Annotated in this window: 14 protein-coding genes; 11 read left to right on the plus strand and 3 right to left on the minus strand. The window is 65.5% G+C overall.

The annotated features are described in order from the left end of the window. The first annotated feature begins 11 nt into the window (after window positions 1-11). Complete coding sequence (gene alr / locus GJ654_RS07850) at window positions 12-1,139, plus strand: alanine racemase (protein WP_155445598.1); 1,128 nt, start codon at window positions 12-14, stop codon at window positions 1,137-1,139. 289 nt (window positions 1,140-1,428) lie between these two features. Here the strand turns inward: alr and GJ654_RS07855 are convergent, their stop codons facing one another. Then, window positions 1,429-1,680 (minus strand): hypothetical protein, encoded by a 252-nt coding sequence (locus GJ654_RS07855; RefSeq protein ID WP_155445599.1) that lies wholly within the window; start codon window positions 1,678-1,680, stop codon window positions 1,429-1,431. Window positions 1,681-1,889: 209 nt separating this feature from the next. On the opposite strand from GJ654_RS07855, the gene radA reads away from it, so the two are divergent. The 8 genes from radA to GJ654_RS07895 all read left to right on the plus strand — a co-directional run bounded on the left by radA (window position 1,890) and on the right by GJ654_RS07895 (window position 12,133). After that, entirely contained in the window at window positions 1,890-3,296 is a 1,407-nt protein-coding gene (gene radA, locus GJ654_RS07860; RefSeq protein ID WP_155445600.1) for a DNA repair protein RadA, read from the plus strand. A gap of 185 nt (window positions 3,297-3,481) precedes the next feature. Further along, complete coding sequence (locus GJ654_RS07865) at window positions 3,482-4,690, plus strand: TadE/TadG family type IV pilus assembly protein (protein WP_155445601.1); 1,209 nt, start codon at window positions 3,482-3,484, stop codon at window positions 4,688-4,690. A gap of 157 nt (window positions 4,691-4,847) precedes the next feature. Next, a complete protein-coding gene (locus tag GJ654_RS07870) occupies window positions 4,848-5,543 on the plus strand; it encodes a CvpA family protein (protein WP_155445602.1) in 696 nt (231 codons plus the stop codon). A gap of 274 nt (window positions 5,544-5,817) precedes the next feature. Beyond that, complete coding sequence (gene purF / locus GJ654_RS07875) at window positions 5,818-7,359, plus strand: amidophosphoribosyltransferase (protein WP_155445603.1); 1,542 nt, start codon at window positions 5,818-5,820, stop codon at window positions 7,357-7,359. A 20-nt stretch (window positions 7,360-7,379) separates the two neighbouring features. Further along, a complete protein-coding gene (locus tag GJ654_RS07880; protein ID WP_155445604.1) occupies window positions 7,380-8,129 on the plus strand; it encodes an SDR family NAD(P)-dependent oxidoreductase in 750 nt (249 codons plus the stop codon). 418 nt (window positions 8,130-8,547) lie between these two features. After that, complete coding sequence (locus tag GJ654_RS07885) at window positions 8,548-11,169, plus strand: CHASE domain-containing protein (RefSeq protein WP_196305469.1); 2,622 nt, start codon at window positions 8,548-8,550, stop codon at window positions 11,167-11,169. Between the two features lie 14 nt (window positions 11,170-11,183). After that, on the plus strand, window positions 11,184-11,621 hold the full coding sequence (locus GJ654_RS07890) for a response regulator (protein WP_155445606.1): 438 nt from the start codon (window positions 11,184-11,186) through the stop codon (window positions 11,619-11,621). 167 nt (window positions 11,622-11,788) lie between these two features. After that, entirely contained in the window at window positions 11,789-12,133 is a 345-nt protein-coding gene (locus GJ654_RS07895; protein WP_155445607.1) for a hypothetical protein, read from the plus strand. Between the two features lie 28 nt (window positions 12,134-12,161). Here the strand turns inward: GJ654_RS07895 and GJ654_RS07900 are convergent, their stop codons facing one another. After that, window positions 12,162-13,457 (minus strand): homoserine dehydrogenase, encoded by a 1,296-nt coding sequence (locus GJ654_RS07900; protein WP_155445608.1) that lies wholly within the window; start codon window positions 13,455-13,457, stop codon window positions 12,162-12,164. A 63-nt stretch (window positions 13,458-13,520) separates the two neighbouring features. Then, window positions 13,521-14,726 (minus strand): deoxyguanosinetriphosphate triphosphohydrolase, encoded by a 1,206-nt coding sequence (locus GJ654_RS07905; protein ID WP_155445609.1) that lies wholly within the window; start codon window positions 14,724-14,726, stop codon window positions 13,521-13,523. 288 nt (window positions 14,727-15,014) lie between these two features. Here GJ654_RS07905 and GJ654_RS07910 point away from each other — a divergent pair, with 288 nt between their 5' ends. Together GJ654_RS07910 and GJ654_RS07915 are read left to right on the plus strand one after the other, a co-directional pair. After that, on the plus strand, window positions 15,015-15,356 hold the full coding sequence (locus GJ654_RS07910; protein ID WP_155445610.1) for a HesB/IscA family protein: 342 nt from the start codon (window positions 15,015-15,017) through the stop codon (window positions 15,354-15,356). Between the two features lie 90 nt (window positions 15,357-15,446). Continuing rightward, a complete protein-coding gene (locus GJ654_RS07915) occupies window positions 15,447-16,562 on the plus strand; it encodes an OpgC family protein (RefSeq protein WP_155445611.1) in 1,116 nt (371 codons plus the stop codon). Window positions 16,563-16,577: the final 15 nt, after the last annotated feature.

Below are 16,577 nucleotides of genomic sequence, written 5' to 3' on the forward strand. Positions count from 1 at the left end.
GTCTTTTTATCATGCCTGAACCCGCCCTTCCCGCCGATCCTCATGAGGACCGGGAAAAGAGTCAGGCGATTCTCACCATCGACCTCGACGCGCTCGCCGACAATTGGCGCCTGCTGAAGGGCCGCGCGCGGGGAGCGGAATGCGCGGCCGTGGTCAAGGCCGACGCCTATGGACTCGGCATAGCGCCAGCCGCCAAAAAGCTGTTTTCGACCGGCTGCAAGACGTTTTTCGTCGCCCATCTCGCCGAGGCCGAATGTCTCCGCGAGATCGTCCCGGAAGCGCGGATTTTCGCGCTCAACGGCCTGCCGCCCGGCGCCTCCGCCCTTTTTGCGCGCGCAAACTTGGTTCCCGTGCTCGGGTCGCTCCCGGAACTGGAGGAATGGGCGGCTTTTTGCCGCGCCGACGGTCACAAACATGGCGCCGCCCTGCACATCGACACGGGCATGAACCGCCTCGGCCTCACACCCCCGGATTTCCCGCGCGCGCTGGAATTGATCGAGCAGTTCGCGCCGGCGCTGATCATGACCCATTTCGTTTCCGCCGAAGACCATTCCGCGCCGCGCAACCGCGCGCAGATCGAGCGGTTCGAGCGGGCTTGCGGGCTGTTCCCGCCGATGCGCGCGAGCCTGTGCAATTCGTCCGGCATGTTCCTGGAAGAAGCCCCCGTCTTCGACCTCACCCGCCCCGGCTACGCCCTCTATGGCGGCAATCCCACGCCGGGCAGCGACAATCCCATGCGCAGCGTGGTGTCGCTCGACGCCGTCATCCTGCAAGTCCGCGACGTCCGCGCCGGCGAAACGGCGGGCTACGGCGCGCGCTGGACCGCGCATTCGCGCCGGCGCCTCGCCACCATCGGCCTCGGCTATGCCGACGGTTTTCCGCGCTCCGCCTCGTGCGGCGCGATCGGCGCGGAGGTGTTCGCCGGCGGGACCTATTGCCCGGTGGTCGGACGCATTTCGATGGACCTGAGCATCGTCGACATCACCGACGCCAAGCCCCTTAAGCGCGGCGACCGCGTGGAAGTTCTGGGCGACAATATTTCGGTGGACGACCTCGGCGCCTGGGCCGGAACCATCGGCTACGAGGTTTTGACGAACCTCGGGCGGCGGTATCGGCGAGTTTATCAGGGCGAGGCGTGAGCCCGCGAATTTGGCCCGTCAGCGCCGGCCAACCGGACCGCGACACAGCCCGGCGCGGTTTTTGTCAAAAGTGAAAATGCGAAACACACCATATTTTGTTCTTGTTATGTTCCACGTGAAACATTTTTGACCTCCCTCCCCCCGCAAACCCCGGAAAACCGGGGTTTTGCGAGCAAGACCCCAAAATCCGCGCCAAAACCGCGTCCCAACATCCTGTACGCAACCTTTTGGTTGCACGCATGAAAATCGACGTTTTTGAGCACAAATTCGCGCGAATTTCGCGGAATTTTCACAAAAAACGCAGGTTTTGGCGGAATGCGCCACAACCATAGATAGAATTTTGATCAAGCCCGCCGGGCGCCACCTCATACGGCTTCCGAAGGATCAGTTCGGAAATCGTATTCCGCTCGCGCGGAAATCCGCCCTTCGCCTGGAGGATTTCCGCGCGATTTCGTTTTCGCGGATCGCGAAGCGATCTTGCGAAAACCGTATAACAAGCTGCTGAAAAACCCGTGGACCAACCCTTCGAGGCGCCCGCCAAGGCGGGCTCCTCAGGGTGAGGGCTACGCGATGATTTTATATAGCGAAAATCCCTCATGGTTAGGAGGCCGCGAAGCAGCCTGCTGAGCCTGTCGAAGCATCGAACCATGGTTCTCGGAACGGGACTTTTTCAGCGGCCGCCTGACGCCGCTGGACATTTGCGCGCCCTCATGTTCTAGAAACGTTCCATCCAAGACCCCGGACCCTCCCTTGGCCAAATCCCGCACCTCCTTCATTTGCCAGGCCTGCGGCGCGGTGTTTCCGCGCTGGCAGGGCAAGTGCGAGGCCTGCGGTGAATGGAACACGCTGCACGAGGAAGCCCCCACCGCCGGAATCGGCGCGCTCGCGGCGCGCGGCGCGAAAAAGGGGCGAATTTTCGCGCTCGAAGGGCTGTCCGGCGAATCCAAGCCCGCGCCGCGCGTCCTGTCGGGCCTGGCGGAGCTGGACCGCGTCACCGGCGGCGGTTTTGTCCCCGGCTCCGTGCTCCTGATCGGCGGCGAGCCGGGCATAGGAAAGTCCACCCTGCTGATTCAAGCCTGCGCCGCCCTGGCGCGAAAAGGCGAACGGGTCGTCTATATTTCGGGCGAAGAGGCCGCCGCCCAGGTGCGGCTGCGGGCGGAACGGCTCGGCCTGAGCGACGCGGCGGTGGAACTGGCGGCCGAAACCTCGGTCGAGGACATCATCGCCACGCTCTCCGCTGGAAGGCGCCCCGCCCTCGTCGTGATCGACTCGATCCAGACCATGTGGACCGAGACGGCCGACGCCACCGCCGGCACGGTCACCCAGGTGCGCGGCGCGGCCCAGGCCCTCATCCGATTTGCAAAACTGTCCGGCGCCTGCGTCATCCTGGTCGGCCATGTCACCAAGGACGGCCAGATCGCCGGCCCCCGCGTGGTCGAGCACATGGTCGACGCGGTCGCCTCGTTCGAGGGCGACGGCTCCCACCATTTTCGCATCCTGCGCAATGTCAAAAACCGATTCGGCCCCACCGACGAAATCGGCGTGTTCGAAATGACCGGCGGCGGCCTCACCGAAGTCGCGAATCCTTCCGCCCTGTTTCTGGCGGGCCGCGACGGCTCGGCGGCGGGCGCGGCGGTGTTCGCCGGCATGGAGGGGACGCGGCCCGTCCTGGTGGAAATCCAGGCCCTGGTCGCGCCGAGCGCGCTCGGCACGCCGCGCCGGGCTGTCGTGGGCTGGGACCCAAGCCGCCTGTCCATGCTGGTGGCGGTCCTCGAAACGCATGGCCGCGTCAAACTCGGGCAGCACGACATCTATCTCAATGTCGCCGGCGGCATGAAGATTGCCGAACCCGCGGCCGATCTCGCGGCCGCCGCCGCGCTGGTGTCGTCGCTGGTCGGCGCCGTCCTGCCGCAGAACATGGTGTTTTTCGGCGAGGTCGGGCTGTCCGGCGCCGTGCGCCCGGTGCCGCACGCCGGCCTGAGACTGAAGGAAGCCTCGAAACTCGGCTTTTCCCGCGCCGTGGCGCCGCAAGGGGCCAGCGACAAGAGCGAAAAGCCCGCCGGCATGGGCCTGACCGCGATTCGCCACATTGGCGAGGCCATCGCCGACATCGCCGCCCTCGGACGCCGGTCGCCCCCGGAGCGCAAGCCAAGCTGAATTTTTTCAAGGCCAAACTCCTTTCGTTAACCAGGACCGGCGGGTGATCGCTCCAAAAATCAGCGTCCTGTCGCTGATGCCGCGCACAGACGGTTACCGCAACTGTTCAGACTCCGTAACTCTGCGTAATCATCTGGAGGATATTTCGGTCTATCCCAAAGGAAACCTAGGAAGGGATAGTCCAAATGTCTTTGACCATCGTACACAAATGGATCGTCCGTCTGGCCAGGGACCGCAAGGCGTCGGTGGCGATCACCTTTGCATTCGCCGTGGTTCCCATTCTCACGCTGATGAGCGCGGCGGTGGATTACGGGCGCGCCCTGAAGGCCAAGAGCGCGTTGCAGACGTCCCTCGACAGCGCCGCCATGATGGCGCTCCAGACCAACACCACAAAGGCGTCGGCGAATTTCCTCGCCAATGCGTCGTCGATTGGCCTCACCCTCGCCAGCGGCTCCCCGTCCTTCACCAGCAATGCCGACGGCAGCGTCACCGTGACGGCGCAAGCCTCGATGTCGACGGGCCTGTTGTCGCTGATCGGGGTTCCGTCCATCCCCCTGAGCCTGACCTCGTCGGCGAAGATGACGCATCCGCTGACGCCCCACACCATCACCTATCAGTTCCAGTACGCGAAGGGCTGGTATTACAAGGTGGTCACCCTTTACATTCAGCAGACCAGCGGCAGCGCGACGCTCCCGCTCGCCACCTGGACCTACAAGGCCTACAATGACGGCGGCGACGGCACGTCGGCCACGGGGAACAGTCATGCCGCCATTCCCAAAGTGATCGACAATGTGCCGTATTTCTGGAGCTCGACGGCCACCCAGCCCACGGACACCGGCATCGGCATCACCACCACGGCTTGGAACACGGCCAACCTGACCACGATCGGCGCGACGCTCGACGCCGCCAACAGCAAGATCACCTTCAACCAGACCTACTACAATCTTTACCTGACCATGCAGATCGTCAATTCGCGTTGCGCGCCCGGCCAGACCTACAGCGCGGCCAACGTCACGGCGTCTGATGACCACGAGCAGAAGTTCGAGGCCGTTTACAAAAAGACATGGACCAACACGAAGCTGAATGAAAACATCGCCTGCTCCGGCACGGCCAACACCAGCTGGTCGACGACGGTTTCCACCAACAGCAAGACCAATTCGAACTGGCTCTACATCAATGGCGAGCAGCAGCCCGCCAACACCATCCTCGGCTTGGCCAACGCCTTCCCCTGCCCCAGCGGCGTGTCGGACAACACGCCCGTGACCAACAATTACGAATGGGAAGACTCCAACACCAGCACGACCGGCACCCGCGACTTCTTCTTCAGCCTCACCACCACATGCACCACGAACCAGTGGAGCAATGCGCCAAACATCCCGAAGCTCATCCGCTGAACGGGCCGGATCACGGCGCGCGCGCGGACGCCGTTTGCGCCCGCGCGCCAAAATTCCGGCCTCGCGGTCCTCGAGTCGACGGCGCGTTGCGGTTTGGTTATAAGCGGCCCGCGCGCGTTGGCGCGCGGATTCGTGATTTTCCCAGCCTGAGGCGACAATGCCGTCCTATCTCGACCTGATCGTTCTGGCCGTCATCGTGGTATCGGCTTTTCTCGCCATGCTGCGCGGATTTACGCGAGAGGTGATGGCGATCCTGTCCTGGGGCGCGGCGGCGGCGGCGGCGATCTATTTCTATCCGCTGCTCATGCCGAAACTCGCGGATGCGGCCTCGCCGATCTTCGTCGCCAAGGAGGCGCTGCGGCCCTATATCGCGGGCGCCGCCATCTTCTTCATCACGCTGATCCTGGTGTCGATTGTCACCATCCGCATTTCCGACGCCATTCTCGATTCCAAGATCGGCGCGCTCGACCGCTCCCTCGGCTTCCTGTTCGGGCTGGCGCGCGGGCTGCTGTTGTGCGCCATCGCCTTCATCTTCCTCAACTGGCTCGCGCCCGACGCGGTGAACGGCACGGACAAGAGCGGGAAAAAGGACTGGCTCGCCAATTCGAAAAGCCTGCCGCTGCTCAAGACCGCCAGCGCCCAGTTGCTCGCCCTGCTGCCTGACGATCCCGACGGCCTGATCAGCAAGCTCAAGAAGTCCAAGCCCGGGGCGGACGAGGCGCCGCCCCAGGACGCCGAAAGCGAGCCGAAGGACGCGCCCGTCACGCCCTCGCCGGTCAAGCCCGAACCGCCCAAGGCCAAGCCCGACGCCGGCGACAAGACCAAGCTCGACCAGCTTATGCGCGGCCGTTGATCTTGGCCGCACGCCGTTGATCTTGGCCGCACGCCGTTGATCTTGGCCGCACGCCGTTGATCTTGGCCGCACGCCGATGTCTCGGCCGCACGCCGATGTCTCGGCCGCATTCAGGGCGACTGTTGGGGATGAATTTTTTGTGACCCCTTCCTATTTCGCCCTTGGCGGTTTATTGACCTCTCGAACTTAAACCCGGGCTCGTTTGAGGCGCGTCGCCGCGCTTCTGAACCCAATTCGCGCGCTGACACGACCGGCGCGCGTCGGGAGCGCCGTCATGAACTGTTCCGAGCTTGACGCAGACTTGGACGCCGAAACCTTGGACGCCGAAACCTTGGACGCCGAAACCCTGGACGCGATAAAAACCTTGGACGACCTGGATCTGAACGCCGACCGTCTGCGCGAGGAATGCGGGGTGTTCGGCATCTACGGCCATCCCGAGGCCGCCGCCGTCACCGCGCTCGGCCTGCACGCCCTCCAGCATCGCGGGCAGGAAGCCGCCGGCATCGTCTCCTACGACGGCCACCGCTTCAATTCCGAGCGCCGCATGGGCATGGTCGGCGACACCTTTTCGAAGGCGTCCACCATCCAGCGCCTGCCCGGCGACCGCGCCATCGGCCATGTCCGCTATTCGACCACCGGCGAAACCATTCTGCGCAACGTCCAGCCGCTGTTCGCCGAACTCGATTCGGGCGGTTTCGCCGTCGCCCACAACGGCAATCTCACCAACGCGCTGACCATCCGCCGCGACCTGATCCGCGCCGGCGCCATTTATCAGTCGACCTCCGACACCGAGGTGATCCTGCATCTGGTGGCGCGCAGCCGCAAACATCAGATCGTCGAACGCTTCATCGAGGCGCTGCGCCAGATCGAGGGCGCCTATGCCTTTGTCGCGCTGTCCAACAAGAAACTGATCGGCGCCCGCGACCCCCTCGGCATCCGTCCGCTGGTGCTCGGCCAGCTCGACGGCCATTACATTCTCGCCTCCGAAACCTGCGCGCTCGACATCATCGGCGCGACTTTTGTGCGCGACATCGCCAATGGCGAGATCGTGGTGATTTCGGACGAGGGCGTGCAGAGCATAAGGCCGTTTCCGCATCAGCCGGAGCGGCCCTGCATCTTCGAATACATCTACTTCGCCCGCCCGGATTCCGTGGTCCAGGGCCGCTCGGTCTACAACATCCGCAAGGCCATGGGCGCACAGCTCGCCCACGAAAACCCCATCGAGGCCGATGTGGTGGTGCCGGTGCCGGATTCCGGCGTGCCCGCCGCCATCGGCTATTCCCAGGCCTCCGGCATTCCCTTCGAGCTCGGCATCATCCGCAACCATTATGTCGGGCGCACCTTCATTCAACCGACCCAATCCATCCGGGAATTGGGCGTGCGGATGAAACATTCGGCCAACCGCGCCGTGGTCGAGGGCAAGCGCATCATCCTCCTGGATGATTCCATCGTGCGCGGCACGACGTCGGTGAAAATCGTGCAGATGATGCGCGACGCCGGCGCCCGCGAGGTGCATTTCCGCATTTCCTCGCCGCCGATCACCCATCCCGATTATTATGGCATCGACACGCCCGTCCGCGAAAAACTGCTGGCGGCCACCCATACGCTTGAGGAAATGCGCGAGCTGATCGGCGCGGATTCTCTGGCCTTCCTGTCCGTGGACGGCATCTACAAAGCGATGGGGGTGGGCGCGCGCAATCCTTTGCGCCCGCAATTCACCGACCATTGCTTTACCGGGGACTATCCGACCAGTCTCACGGACCTCAAGGGCGCGGACATCAAGACGCAACTGTCCCTTCTCGCCGAAACCGGCTGATATTTCCCATGGAGTTTGTCATGTCCGACGCAACCCCGCTCGACGGGCGGATCGCACTTGTCACCGGCGCCTCTCGCGGCATTGGCCGGGCGGTGGCGCTGGAGCTGGGCCGCCGGGGCGCCCATGTGGTGGCGCTGGCGCGCACCCAGGGCGCGCTGGAGGAGCTCGACGACGAGATTCGCAAACTGGGCGGCGAGGCGACGCTGGTTCCTTGCGATATCAAGGATTTCGACGCGCTCGACCGTCTCGGCGCGGCGCTGCACGAGCGCTGGGGACGGCTCGACATTTTCGTCGCCAACGCCGGCATTCTGGGATCGCTCACGCCGATCGCCCATTGCGACCCCGACAAGTGGGAACAGGTTTTTGCAATTAATGTCACCGCCAACCAGCGCCTGCTGCGTTCGCTCGACATGCTGTTGCGCGCCTCGGACGCCGGCCGCGTGGCGGCGCTGACCTCGGGCGTGGCGCAAAAGGTCCGCGCCTTCTGGGGCCCCTATGCCGCGTCGAAGGCCGCGCTGGAGGCGATGGTGCGCGCCTATGCCGCCGAAACCGAAAACGTCTCCGCCGTGAAGGCGATGCTGGTCAATCCCGGCCCGCTGCGCACGAAAATGCGCGCCGCCGCCATGCCGGGCGAGGATCCGGGAACCTTGAAATCGCCGGAAGATTTCGCCCCCAGGCTCGCGGACCTGTGCGCGCCGGGTTGGACGCAAACCGGAAAGCTCTATGACTTCCCCACGGACAAGGTGTTGAGTTTTCAAGCGCCGGCCTGAGATTTTCGCGCTCGTCACGCGGGACAATGATGTCGCCCTCGCCATGAGCCGCCCGCCGCCTTCATACGATTTCCGAACGATCAGTTCGGAAATCGTATTCCGCTCGCGCCAAAATCCGCCATTCGCCTGAAGGATTTCCGCGCGATTTCGTTTTCGCGGATCGCGAAGCGATCTTGCGGAAACCGTATCAAACGGCGGGCGGCCAGGGTCGGCAAGCTCGCGTTAACCGTAAGCCGCGCCACGACGGCGCGGAACGCCTGAGTCTGAAATCACGTCAAGACTGCATTAAGCCAGCAGGGCGCAACGTGGACGCGCCGGCATGAGACCGGCCCGGCGTCCGCGCGCCGGAACGACCGATCAACGGCCGTTGTCGTCATCAGGACGGCGTCCGCGGGCAGGCCCTCGGACCGCCGCCCCGATGCTGAACGACGCCGTCCTTCGCCCCGAACTCGACCAGAGCCGCCGGCCCCTGGCGATCTTCGTCGTCATTTTCCTCGGCATCGTCGCCGCCGTTTTCGCCTATGGCCTGGGCGAGAAGGCGGAAACCAGCCGCATCCAGGCCTCGTTCGAGCGCATCGCCGGCGAGCGCATCGCCGGGGTCGAGGCGGGCCTGCTCACCACCATCGGCTCGCTTCAGCCGCTCGCCGCCTTTTTCGTCTCCCTGAACGAGCCCACGGCGGAAGAATTCCGCCGCTTCGTCACCCCGCTGCTGGCCAGCCATCCCGAAGTGCAGGGATTCGGCTGGGCCCCGGTGGTCGAGCGCGCCGACCGCGAACGCTACGAGGCGGAGGTCGGGCGCGGCCGTCCCGGCTTCCGCATCTGGGACCGCGACGGAACCGGCGCGAGGCCCGCGGCCGAGCGCGACCGCTATTTCCCGGCCGAGATGATCGAGCCGCTGCGAGGCAATGAAAAGGCCATCGGCGTCGACATCGGCTCCGACCCGATCCGCCGCGCCGCCATCGAGGCGGCCATCGCGACCCGTTCGCCCCGCGCCACCGGCCGGATCGCCCTGGCGCAGGAAACCGGCAAGCAGCAGGGATTCCTCATCGCCTATCCCTCCTTCGACGCCGCGAACAAGCTGCGCGGCCTGGCGATGGGCATTTTCCGCTTCGGCGATCTGTTCGATCGCCTGGGGCGCCCGACCGCCGATCTCTCGCTCAGCATACGCGACCTCGGCGCCGACCGGGAGGGAGGGCAAATCTATCCGGCGACCCCGCCGCCGCCGCGCAAGCGCGGCGATTCCATCACCACCTCGCACACGCTGCACATCGCCGGGCGCCCCTGGCGGTTCGAGGCCATCGCCACGCCCGAATTCGTCGAGCACGAACGCGGCCATCTCGCCAAGACCCTGTTGATCGCCTGGCTGTTTCTCGCCGGCAATATCGTCTGGCTGGTGGATCGCCGTTTCGCCGTCGAAGCCGAGGTGCGCGCGCGCACGCAGGACATGCGCCATGCGCGCGACGAGGCCCGCGCCGCCGCGCGTGTGAAAAGCGATTTTCTCGCCGCCATGAGCCACGAAATCCGCACGCCGCTCAACGGCGTGGTGGCGCTGGCCGATCACCTGCTGGAGCAGGACCCCACGCCCCAGCAACGCGACTCCCTGGCGATCATCGCCCGCTCCGGCGAACACTTGCAAAGAATGATCAACGACATCCTCGACTTCTCCAAGCTCGACGCGAAGAAATTCACGCTGGAGCCGCGCCCCTTCTCCCCCGCGAACACGGCGCGCAACGCCGCCGCGCTGATGGAGCGGCAAGCGGTCGAAAAGGGCCTGTCGCTCGATGTGCGCATTGACGGCGATTTCCCCGAACGGGTCCAGGGCGATCCGGCGCGGCTGCGGCAGATCCTGCTCAACCTGATCTCCAACGCGATCAAATTCACGAAGACCGGCGGCGTCGCTATCCTGGTGTCCGCCGGGGCGCGCGCCGCCGATGGGCGCCGCCTGCTCACCTTCACCGTTCGCGACACGGGACCCGGGATGACCGAGGACATCCGCGAAAAACTGTTCACGGAATTCTGGCAGGCCGACACGTCCATCGCCCGGCGTTTCGGCGGCACGGGCCTGGGCCTGGCGATTTCCCGCCGGCTCGCCCGGCTGATGGACGGCGACATCACGGTGAAGAGCGCCCCCGGAGCGGGCAGCGCCTTCACCTTGAGAGCCCCCTTCCCCGAACTCCAGCCGCAAGCGGTCGAGGCGGAAGACATCGCGTCGCCGGAAAACCTGCCCGCCGCCGTCCGCTTCACCCTCCCGCCGCCCTCGCCCGAGAGCGACGCGCAGCACGATTTCTCCGGCCGCTCCATCCTGCTCGCCGAGGACAATCCGACCAACCGCGCCATCGCCCAGACCATCCTGGCGCGCACCGGGGCCCGCATCGTCGAAGCCTGCGACGGGTTGGAAGCCGTCGCCGCGGCGTCGCGCGAACGCTTTGACCTGATCCTGATGGACGTGCACATGCCCAACATGACCGGGCTGGAGGCGGCGCGGGCCATCCGCGAACTGCCCGCGCCGTTTGGCGACACGCCCATCGTGGCGCTGACCGCCAGCGCCTTCCAGGAGGATCGCGAGCAATGCCGCGAAGCCGGGATGAACGATTTTCTGGCGAAACCCTATCGCGGCGGCCCGCTGCGCGACATCGCGGCCCGCGCCATGGGCGCCGCGCCGACACGGCCCGCGCCCGCCGCGCAGCAAGAGCCGGAGCCGGCCTTCGCCTTCGACTCCTTCGCCCTGCTGGGCGCCGAGATTGGAGCCGAGGACGCCCGCGCCCTGCTCCGCGCGTTCATGACCGACGCCTCGGCGCGGCTGACAATCCTCGACGCCGAGTTGCGAAAAGGTGAATTGCGGGTCCCCCGCCAGCAGGCCCACGCGCTCAAAAGCTCCGCCGCGATGATGGGGCTCGCCCGCCTCGCCGCGATCGCGCGGGAGCTTGAAGAGGCGGCGCGCCGTGACGATGCGCCCCAAGCCCAAAACCTTGGCCGGGCCGCGCGCGCGGCCCTGGACGACGCCCGCCCCCAAGTCGACAAGATCCTCTCAGCCGCCTGAAAGCGCCTCATCTCATGACCGACCGCACCCCCGCCTGTCTCACCCGCCTGCTGGTGGTCGACGACGACCTCATCCAGCGCCGCCTCGTCGCAAAAATCGCGGCCCAGGTTAACCATCAGGTCACGGAGGCCGATTCCGTGGCGGCGGCGGAGGCTGTTCTCGCGCGCGCCGCCCAAACCGGAGCCCCGATCGATTGCGTTACCGTCGATCTTGGCCTGGGCGACGGTCTGGGCGCCGACGTGCTTCATCTCATCGCGGACCATTGTCCGCAGGCGCAGGTGCTGCTCGTCACAGGCGCGTCCGGCCGCCCGCTGCAAGACACATTGCAAGTCGCGCGCGAGACCCGGCTTGAGATCCACGATGTCTTCATCAAGCCGGTCGACCTCGTCGCCCTGCGCGCGTCCCTGTGGCGGGCGCGCGAAGTTTTATGGGCGAAGCGCGACGCGCCGTAATTCCCACTCCCTGCCTGCCCGCAGAGTGGGCGCCGCACCCTGCCGCCGCCCAAGCGCAGCCGTTGACGCGGATCAAACGGCCGCGGCCACGGCGATGCTATGAAACGCCTTTCCGGCAGGCGGCGGCGCGAATCGTCCATGCCGGCGGTTTTTCACGGAGTCATTTCATGCGAACGCCATTGATCCGGGCCATGATCCCCGTCCTTCTCCTGGCGACAGCGCCGGCCGCGACCGCCGGCCAATGGGTCAAGGTCAACGGCATCGGCGCCAAAGCCGACTGCGCCAATCTGGTGGAGTGGAAGGAGAAGGACAAACCGTCCTACGAAAAAGCCTTGCAATGGCAGCTCGGCTATCTCTCATCCGCCGCGTTGAATCTGCCGAAAATCGACCCGATGAAGAATCTGGACGAGGAGGAGGTCGTGCGCTGGCTCTCGAATTACTGCACCAATCACCTCGAGCTGAACCTCAGCGAGGTCGCCGACAAGTTTTTGAAAGATCATCGGCGAAACTGAACGCGCGGCCCGCAGGCCGCGCGACGCCTCACTCGCGCTCGATGCGGATGACCTGCGGCTTTTCCGCGATATGGCCGTCGGCGACGATCGCCGCCAGCGCCTCGCGGATGCTCACCTCCGTGGTCGCGTAGGTGACGAGCACCACGGGAACGACGCTGTCGTCCTCGCCGGGCCGGCGCTGCACGATGCTTTCCAGCGAAATCCCGCGATCCGCCATGCGCTGGGCGATGGCCGCCGCCGCGCCAATGTGGTTGCGCGCCGCCAGCCGGATGTAATAGCCGCCCTCGTGGCGCTGCATCGGCGACTTTTCGGCGCTCGCAAGATGGCCGACCGGCAGGCCGAACGGCGCGCTGCGAATTCCGCGCGCGATGTCGGCGATATCGGCGACGACAGCCGAGGCCGTGGCCATGCCGCCGGCGCCGGGGCCGACCAAGGTGAGTTCGTTGACCGCGTCGGCGTCGACCGTCACCGCATTGGTCACCCCCATCACCTGGGCGATGGGCGAGGACAGCGGCACCATGGTCGGATGCACCCGTTGCTCGACGCCATGAGGCGTGCGCTGCGCCACGCCCAACAGTTTGACGCGGAACCCAAGCTCCTCCGCCGCCTTAAGATCGGCGAGCGAAATGTCCTGGATGCCCTCGATGGAGATGTTTTCGGCGTCGAGTTTCACGCCAAAGGCCAGCGACGCCAAAATGGCGAGCTTGTGGGCGGTGTCAAAACCGCCGATATCAAACGTCGGGTCGGCCTCGGCATAGCCGAGCTTTTGCGCATCGGCGAGGCATTCGGCGAAGCTCAAGCCCTCCAGCTCCATGCGCGACAGGATGTAATTGCAGGTGCCGTTCAAAATGCCATAGACGCGGGCGATGCTGTTGCCGGCGAGGCCTTCGCGCAGCGTCTTGACGATGGGAATGCCGCCTGCCACGGACGCCTCGAAGGCCAGCGCCGCACGCGTGTTTTCCGCCAGCGCCGCCAGCTCCAGCCCGTGTTTGGCGAGCAAGGCCTTGTTGGCGGTGACCACCGATTTTCCCGCCGTGAGCGCCGCCGTGACGCTTTTGCGCGCCGCGCCCTCGTCGCCGCCGATCAGCTCGACAAAAAGATCGATGGAGTCGGATTGCGCCAGCGCCGCCGGGTCCGAGAAAAACGCCACGCCGGAGAGATCGACGCCGCGGTCGCGGTGGGGGTCGCGCGCGGAGACGCCGGTGACCTTTATGGCGCGGCCTGTGCGGGCGGCAAGGTCCTGCGCTTGGGCGTGCAGCAGGCGCGTCACCGACGCCCCCACCGTTCCCAGACCGGCAATGCCGACGCGTAAAACCTTGTCCATGTTCCAACCCCCAAGAATGCTCCCGGCTTGTGCCTCATTTTCGGGGGGCGATCAATGCGAACGTCAGTCCGGGCCCGCGCCGCCCTTGAGCAGCCGGCGCGCCTGCCCGACGGCGTAAACATCGGTCATGCCCGCGATGTAATCCGCGACAATCCGCGCCCTGCCCGCCTCATCGCGCGCGCGCGCCTGACTTGCCCAGGGCTCGGACATGTCCCCGGGTTCGGCGCGGAAATGCGCGAACAGGCCGCCGACCACCTTTTGCGCGTGCCGCCACACCGGCAGCACCGCGCTGTGGCGGTACATGCGCGTGAACAGGAATTCGCGCAAAATTTTCAAATCGGCCCACTTTTCCGCCGAGAAGGCGATCACCGGCGCGCCCGCCAGCGCGATGGCGCGCGGGCTCACGGGTTTCAGCGCGTCGAGCCGCGCCGCGCTCTCCGCGAAAACGTCCTCGACCAGCCGGGTGATCACCCGCCGCGTCAATTCGTGGATCAGCCGCTGCGGCTCCAGGCCGGGATGGCGCGCGTCGATCTCCTCCAGCAGCGCGCGGGTGAACGGAACGTCGCGCAGATCGTCCGGCGCGAACAGGTTGGCGCGCAAGCCGTCGTCGATGTCATGGGCGTTGTAGGCGATGTCGTCGGCGAGCGCCGCGCATTGCGCCTCCGCGCTGGCGTGCTCGGTCAGCCGCATGTCGAAGGCGCCGTTGAACTCGAGAAGATAGCGGCTGATCCCCGCCTTTTCGTAACGCGGCGCCGGCGCGCCGTCCGGGCGCAACAGCGGCCCGTTGTGCTTGACCAGCCCCTCCAGCGTCTCGGCGCAGAGATTGAGGCCGTCCCATTCGGCGTAGCGCCGCTCCAGCTTGGTGACGATCCGCAGGGTTTGCGCATTGTGGTCGAAGCCGCCGTAAGGCTTCATGCAGTCGTCCAGCACTTCCTCGCCGGCATGACCAAAACAGGCGTGGCCCAGGTCGTGGCCGAGCGCAGTGGCTTCGGCGAGGTCCTCGTCGAGCCTCAAGCCGCGCGCCAGGGCGCGGGCGATCTGCGCCACCTCCATCGTATGAGTGAGGCGGGTGCGAAAATGGTCGCCTTCCAGCGTGATGAACACCTGCGTCTTGTGGGCGAGGCGGCGGAAGGCGGTGGAATGGATGATGCGGTCGCGGTCGCGCTGAAAATTTCCGCGCGTCGGCGACGGCGGTTCGGCGAACAACCGCCCCCGGCTGGCGCGCCAGTCCTGGGCGAAGGGAGCGAGCGCGAAGGTGGGAATGGACAAGAGGGGGTTCCGATCAATCGTTGGCGTCACTCTAAGCAAACATTCGTTGGTCGCCCAACGAATGTTTGCTTAGGTTCCTCTGCTTTCGCAGGATTCTTATGCGAAAACCGGCGGCCACTTTTCGGCAATCCTGCTTGGCGACGCGGCCGGCGAATGCCATCGGCGCGGTTTTTCGCCCGCGCCTCTCCGGCCGTCTCCGGAAAGCCATGCAACGGCAATGGATCGACGCGACGCATTGATCCCGGCGGCGCGCGGGACTATCTCTCCTTCAGACACAGGAGAGCCTTCATGACCGATGCGCAACAGGGCGAGATCGTCGCCACCGAGGCGGCGAAAAAACGCGTCGCCGAAATCCTGCGCGACGAGCCCGAGGGCTCCTGGCTGCGCATCAGCGTCACCGGCGGCGGCTGTTCAGGCTTCCAGTACAATTTCGACATCGCGCAAGCCGCCGAGGCCGACGACCTGATCCTCGGCGAGGGCGAGGCCCGCATCGCCGTGGATCGGATCGCGCTCGACTTCATGCAGGGGGCGAAGATCGATTTCGTCGACGACCTCATGGGCTCGTCGTTTCGCGTGGAGAACCCCAACGCGACCGCCTCGTGCGGCTGCGGAACAAGTTTTGCGGTCTGACGCCAAAACCTCTACAGCGAACATTCCGATCCGAATCGCGGCGCCCCCGGCCAAGACAAGCCGGGGTCGCCGAACAACGGCAGGCATGGCATGCGGGCGCCGAATTCCATAGATTTCTGGCGCGGCTACGCCCTTATCACCATCTTCATCACGCACGTTCCCGGCATCATTTTCGAGCGCTACACGCTGCGCGAATATTCGCTGTCGGATTCCGCCGAACTTTTCGTGTTCCTCGCCGGGTTCTCGCTGCGCTTCGTCGTCGACTCGCTTGCAAAGCAGCCGCTGGCGGCGGCGGTCTATCGCCTCGCCGGGCGCGCGATCACCATTTATTACGCCCAGCTGATCATTTCCTTCCTCGCGCTCGCCATACTCGCGGGCGCGGCGATCACGCTGGAGCAGCCCTACATCCTGCAATGGCACAATGCCGCCGCCGCCTTCGACAATCCGGTCGAGGCCCATATCGGCCTGGTCCTGCTGCGCTACCAGCTCGGCTATTTCAACATCCTGCCGCTCTATGTGGTGCTGATGGCCTGCGGGCCGACCATTGTCGTGATCCATCGGCTCACGCCCTGGGCGCTGTTGCCGATTTCGCTGGGGCTCTATCTCTACACGGTCGCCACCGGCTTCAACCTGCCGACCTGGCCGGTGGAGGGCAACTGGTTCTTCTCGCCCTCGGCCTGGCAGTTCATCTTCATCCTCGGCTTCCTGCTCGCCGGTCCCAACGGTTTTTACGCGAAACTGTCGCCCCGGACGAAAAGAGTGCTTTTCGTGCTTGCGGGAATTGAGACCCTGATCGGCGCTTCCATCGCGCTCGGCGATTTCACGCCCGATCCGACGCTCGTGCCCGACCCCAAGCTGTTCTTCGTCTTCGACAAGACCTATCTGTCGCCGGCGCGCGCAATCCACTGCCTGGCCCTGGCCTGCTTCTTTGGCGGCGCCTTCAGCTATATCGAGCGCTACGCGGCGCCGCTGGCGTCCTATTTCTCGATGCTCGGCCGCAATTCGCTCAATGTGTTCTGCGTGGCGTCGCTGCTCAGCCTGTGCGGACAGGTGGCGCGTTACGCCTTCAACGGGCGTTGGGAAATCGACTGGCTCGTGCTAGGTGTGGGAACCGCTGGATTGGGCTTTACGGCATGGGTGACGGAATGGCGGCAAAGGCACGGCGGACGCGCCAAGGCGCACATTCCATCGCCGGCCGAGCACTGACGCTGCTGGCCTGTC

The sequence above is a fragment of the Rhodoblastus acidophilus genome (genome assembly GCF_009720655.1).
Lineage (GTDB): Bacteria > Pseudomonadota > Alphaproteobacteria > Rhizobiales > Beijerinckiaceae > Rhodoblastus > Rhodoblastus acidophilus_A.